The organism is Rhizobacter sp. (assembly GCF_046595475.1).
In the GTDB taxonomy this organism is placed as follows: Bacteria; Pseudomonadota; Gammaproteobacteria; order Burkholderiales; family Burkholderiaceae_C; genus Rhizobacter.
The window spans coordinates 1-5185 of the sequence record NZ_JBKJOQ010000035.1; the positions used below are offsets into that span (position 1 = coordinate 1).

Annotated in this window: 5 protein-coding genes; all 5 read right to left on the reverse strand. The window is 65.3% G+C overall.

Annotated features, from left to right (window positions below; genetic code table 11):
• Positions 1-165, reverse strand: a 165-nt coding sequence (locus tag AC30QB_RS06380; RefSeq protein WP_489545358.1) for a chemotaxis protein CheW, incomplete at its 3' end; no start/stop codon positions are given.
• A 123-nt stretch (positions 166-288) separates the two neighbouring features.
• Positions 289-1716 carry a methyl-accepting chemotaxis protein gene (locus tag AC30QB_RS06385; RefSeq protein ID WP_489545354.1) on the reverse strand — a complete coding sequence of 476 codons (1428 nt, stop codon included), beginning with the start codon at positions 1714-1716 and terminating at the stop codon, positions 289-291.
• 29 nt (positions 1717-1745) lie between these two features.
• On the reverse strand, positions 1746-3290 hold the full coding sequence (locus tag AC30QB_RS06390; RefSeq protein ID WP_489545355.1) for a methyl-accepting chemotaxis protein: 1545 nt from the start codon (positions 3288-3290) through the stop codon (positions 1746-1748).
• A gap of 51 nt (positions 3291-3341) precedes the next feature.
• Positions 3342-3806 carry a cache domain-containing protein gene (locus tag AC30QB_RS06395; RefSeq protein WP_489545356.1) on the reverse strand — a complete coding sequence of 155 codons (465 nt, stop codon included), beginning with the start codon at positions 3804-3806 and terminating at the stop codon, positions 3342-3344.
• Between the two features lie 208 nt (positions 3807-4014).
• A partial coding sequence (locus tag AC30QB_RS06400; protein ID WP_489545357.1) for a methyl-accepting chemotaxis protein occupies positions 4015-5185 on the reverse strand: 1171 nt, incomplete at its 5' end.

Consider the following 5185-nt stretch of genomic DNA (forward strand, 5'->3'; position numbering starts at 1 on the left):
GGTGGGCACTTCGTAGGAGCGGATCTCTTGCACCTTCAAGATGTCGATGCCGTACTCTTCCGCGCCCAGGCGGAAGGTCAGGAACTCGCTGCCCGATTGGGCGGCCAGTGCGGCGCGCGCGGCTTCGTGGCGTGCCACGTGGGCGGCTTCGTGAATCATGTCCATCTGAAATCCTTTTGAAGCAAGGGGCCCCTGCGGGCCGTGCTGATCAAACTATCGACTTTTCGCCCGTGAACTGAAGTGGGAAATGGGGACGGAACGTACCGGTCTGTTGCGGGCATGGAGCGCTCAGTGGGCTTCGAGCTTGAACACCGAGACCACCTCGGTGAGGCGGTGGGCCTGCTGCTTGAGCGACTCGGCCGCGGCGGCGCTTTCTTCAACCAGTGCAGCGTTTTGCTGAGTCATCTGGTCGAGTTGCGTGACGGCCGTGGTGACCAGGCTGATGCCGTCGCTCTGCTCCGCAGCAGCCGAGGTGATCTCGCCGATGATGGCGGACACACGCTGCACCGAACCCACGATCTCGCCCATGGTGGCGCCCGCATCGGCCACCAGGCGTGAGCCGCTTTCCACTTTTTCGACCGAGGCACCAATCAGCCCTTTGATCTCTTTGGCCGCTTGCGCCGAGCGCTGAGCCAGGCTTCGCACCTCACTGGCCACCACGGCGAAGCCTCGGCCTTGTTCGCCCGCGCGGGCGGCTTCCACGGCTGCGTTCAGCGCGAGGATGTTGGTCTGGAAGGCAATCCCGTCGATCACGCCGATGATGTCGCTGATCTTCTTGGAGCTGGCGTTGATCTCGTCCATGGTGCTCACCACCTGCGAGACCACGCTGCCCCCGCGCTGGGCCACCTCGGCGGCCGAAGCGGCGAGCTGGTTGGCTTGGCGGGCCGAGTCGGCGCTTTGTTTGACGGTGGCCGTGAGTTGCTCCATCGACGAGGCGGCTTGTTGCAGGTTACTGGCCGTTTGCTCGGTGCGGTTGCTCAGGTCGAGGCTGCCGCTGGCGATCTCGCCGCCCGAGTTGTTGATGTGTTTGGCGGCGGTGTTGATGGCTTTCATCGCCGTGCCCATGCGTTCGAGCATCTGGCGCAGTTGCGCGGCCACTGGCGTGTGGGTCTGGACATGGCTCACGTCGAGGTCGAGCTTGTCGCCGCGCACCACGCTGCGGGCGAGGGCCTGAAGCTCGGTGCCTTGCAGGGCGTTGGCGCGCATCTGGATGGCGAGGCCGATTTCAAGCCCCGATTGCGCCACCACGTAGCCGGCGTGGATCAACACCCGCTCGAAGCTGGGTGCCGTCAGGCAGTAGACACCGGCGCCGGCCAGCTGAAGCCGATCGAACAGCACGTGGTGCACCGCGAAGAAGCCCGCTGCGGCGACGATCGGCCGCCAGTCTCGGTAGGCCAGTGTCAGCGCCAGCATGGCGAACACGCCAAAGTGGTATTCGATCATGCCGCGCCCCAGCTGAATGTGCAGCCCGACCATGGCTGCGGCGCTCATCGTCAGCACATAGCGCGAAAGGCCGGTGCCGCGCGCCATCGAGTAGGCCGCCACCGCCAACAGCAGTAGCGGCAGCCCCACCAGGGTGGCGAGGCCCAGGCCGTCGCCTGTGGCGGCAATGGCCACGGCGACCAGCGCGCCCAGGCCCACGCCGCCCATCATCACGGTGTCGGCTTGCCGATCGAGCTGGGCGATGTCTTGCGAATCTACGGACGAAGAAGTCATTGAGATCACCATTTGAAGCCCCTCAGGCGTTAAACACTGCTCTGCAGCTTGAAGACCGACACCACCTGGGCCAGGCGCGCGGCCTGTTCCTTGAGTGACTCGGCGGCGGCGGCACTTTCTTCTACCAGCGCGGCGTTTTGCTGCGTCATCTGGTCGAGTTCGCTCACGGAGCTGTTGACCTGGCCGATGCCCGCCGACTGCTCGGCAGAGGCGGTGGTGATCTCGCCAATGATGTCGGACACCCGCTGCACCGAGCCCACGATCTCGCTCATGGTGGCGCCGGCATCGGCCACCAGGCGTGAGCCGGCCTCGACCCGCTCGACGCTGGCGCCGATCAGGCCCTTGATCTCTTTGGCGGCGTTGGCCGAGCGCTGCGCCAGGCTGCGCACCTCGGCGGCCACCACGGCAAAGCCGCGGCCTTGTTCGCCGGCACGCGCCGCTTCCACGGCCGCGTTCAGCGCCAAGATGTTGGTCTGGAAGGCGATGCCATCGATCACGCCGATGATTTCGCTGATCTTCTTGGAGCTGGTGTTGATCTCGTCCATGGTGCTCACCACCTGCGAGACCACGCTGCCGCCACGGGCCGCCACGTCGGCAGCCGATGCGGCGAGCTGGTTGGCCTGGTGAGCCGAGTCAGCGCTGTGCTTCACCGTGCCGGTGAGCTGCTCCATCGAGCTGGCCGCGCGCTGCAGGTTGCTGGCGGTCTGCTCGGTGCGGAGGCTCAGGTCCTGGTTGCCTGTCGCGATCTCGGCGCTGGCCGATTGAATCGACGACGACGAGGCCATCACCGTCTGCAGCGAGCTGCTGAGCTGTTGTGTCATCGCGCCGAGCGAGCGCAGCAGGTCGCCCAGTTCATCGCTGCGATCGGTTTGCGAATTGGCGCACAGGTTGCCGCCGGCCACTTCGGTGGCCACACCTACGGCGCGGCGCAGGTCTTCGATCACCTTGCGTTGCATCCACCAGGCCAGGGCCACGGCGGCGCCGCAGGTCAGCAAGGCCAGCATGCCCAGCATCAGGCTGTTGCGGGTGGAGCGCTGCGCGGCCGACTCCATGGTTTCAGAGGATGCAGCTTCCATTTTGGCGACCAGGCTGCCGAGCGATGTCGCGACAGAAGCAAAAGTGGCATCGGCGCTCTGCATGGCGGCGATGCCAGTGTTGGGGTCGACAGTCGAGAGGTCGATGGCTGAGTCGGCCTGCTTGCCATATTGGTCAAGCTGGGTGCCGAGCGCGGCCACGCCGCTGTTGAACTCAGCATTGGCGCTGCCGGCATCGGCCAGGCTGGCCAGCGTGCGCTTCAGGCCCGCCAGCTGGTTGGACAAGGAGGTGCGGAACGCCTTCACCTTGGGCTCGTCCATCGAGTTGATCAGGGCCACCGTCTTGTAGACGCCGGCGTGCAACTGGGCAAACTGGTCTTGCACGCTGGTGATCGTGCGAAAGCTTTCCATGTCGCCCGTGAAAGACGCCTGGTTTTGCGTGGCCGTGCGGCTTTGCAGCACGGTGTTCACGGTGGCGATAGACAAGACCATCGCGGCCGTCAGCAGCGGTGCCGCCAGTAGCTTTGCGCCCAGATTCATGAGGTGTGTCCTTGCAGCGGCGTGGAGCTGTTCTCTTTGCCGGTTTTCTGTTTACTTGTAGATGCCGCCGCAGACGACGCTGTCGTTCAGCTTCTCGCAGTACATGCTCTTGGGCTCGATCTTCTTGCTCACCGGGTTGGTGAACTTGTAGTCTTGCCAGAAGGTGCCCTTGGTCTGTGCGAGCTCCAGGCGCTCTTTCACGAAGGCCTTGCCGTCCACGTCTTTCAGTTCGACGAGGTTTTTGCCGATCATCTTTTCATTGGCGCCATGCGCACGCACCACGCCATCGAGGCCGTAGACCGTGAGGTAGAGGTCGCGGTCGTTGAACTGGCCGGCCTTGTTCGAGATCTCGGCGTGGCCCTTTTCAGTGCCGTTGGTCTTGATGAAGGCCACACCTTTTTTCACCATGGCTGTGGCTTCGGCGGCGGTGACGTTGCCTTCTTTGGCAGCTGCATGCGAGGTGAAGGCGAGGGCGGCCAGGGCGACGGTGGCCAGGCGGAAGAAGGGCGTAGACATGGATTGCTCCGTTCAACAAAAGGGTGGGACAGATTTCCCATGGATATCGGCACCCAGAGGGCGCTCGTGTAGCCCATTTTGCGCAGGCGACGGGGGGCGCGATCCGTGCATAAGCTGGCGCTCTGGCGCGCTTTTCGCAGGACGGGCGCCAAACAAAACAGCCCGTGAGGGTGTCACGGGCTGTGCGCCGAAGTCGGGTGTCAGGCGCTCAGAAACTTTCCCAATCGTCCGTGCCGGTGGCGGCAGAGGCGGCGGGAGCCGGGGCCGGGCGGGGTGTCGGCGCGGCGCTCGGCGCGGGCGCCGTTGCAGGTGTGGTTGCAGGTGTGGCCGCAGGCGCTGGTTTGGATGCGGCGGCCGATGAGGCCTTGGGCTGCAGGCGCGTCACGTTGGTGGCGCGGCTCGGCGAGCGGCGTTCCACCGCAGCAGCCGCTGCCGGGGCAGCGTGGCTGCCGAGCTTGAACACCGACACGGCGCCCACCAGCTGTTGCGCTTGGGCCTTGAGGCTTTCGGCCGCGGCGGCGCTTTCTTCCACCAGTGCCGCGTTCTGCTGCGTGGCCTGGTCCATTTGTGTCACGGCCTCACCCACTTGCGCCACGCCGGCCGATTGCTCGGTGCTGGCGGCGCTGATCTCGCCCATGATGTCGGTCACGCGTTTGATCGAGGTCACCACTTCCTTCATGGTGGTGCCGGCCTGGTCGACCAGCGCCGTGCCTTGCTCCACGCGCTCCACGCTGGTGGAGATGAGGGTCTTGATTTCTTTGGCGGCATCGGCCGAGCGCTGCGCCAGGCTGCGCACTTCGGAAGCCACCACGGCAAAGCCGCGGCCTTGCTCGCCTGCACGGGCCGCTTCGACGGCTGCATTCAGCGCGAGGATGTTGGTCTGGAAAGCGATGCCATCGATCACGCCGATGATGTCGGAGATGCGCTTCGACGAATCGTTGATGCCCTTCATGGTGTCGACCACGCGGTTGACCACTTCGCCACCTGAGATGGCCACGGTCGAGGCGCTCAGCGCGAGCTGGTTGGCCTGGCGTGCGTTGTCGGCGTTTTGCTTGACGGTGCTGGAGAGCTGCTCCATTGAGGCAGCGGTCTCTTCCAGCGCGTCGGCCTGCTCTTCGGTGCGCGATGAGAGGTCGGTGTTGCCCTGCGCAATCTCGGCGCTGGCGGTGGCCACCCCGTCGGCATTGCTGCGCACGTCGGTGACGATCTGGGCCAGGTTGCGCTGCATCAATTCCAGAGCGCGCAGGAGCTCGCCGACTTCGCCCTTCTCACTGCTGTCCACGCGGTGCGCCAGGTCGCCGGCAGCGGCCGCGTTGGCAAGATCGACCGCCTGCCGGATCGGCCGCGCGATATTTCGGCTGAACAGCACGCCGCCGGCC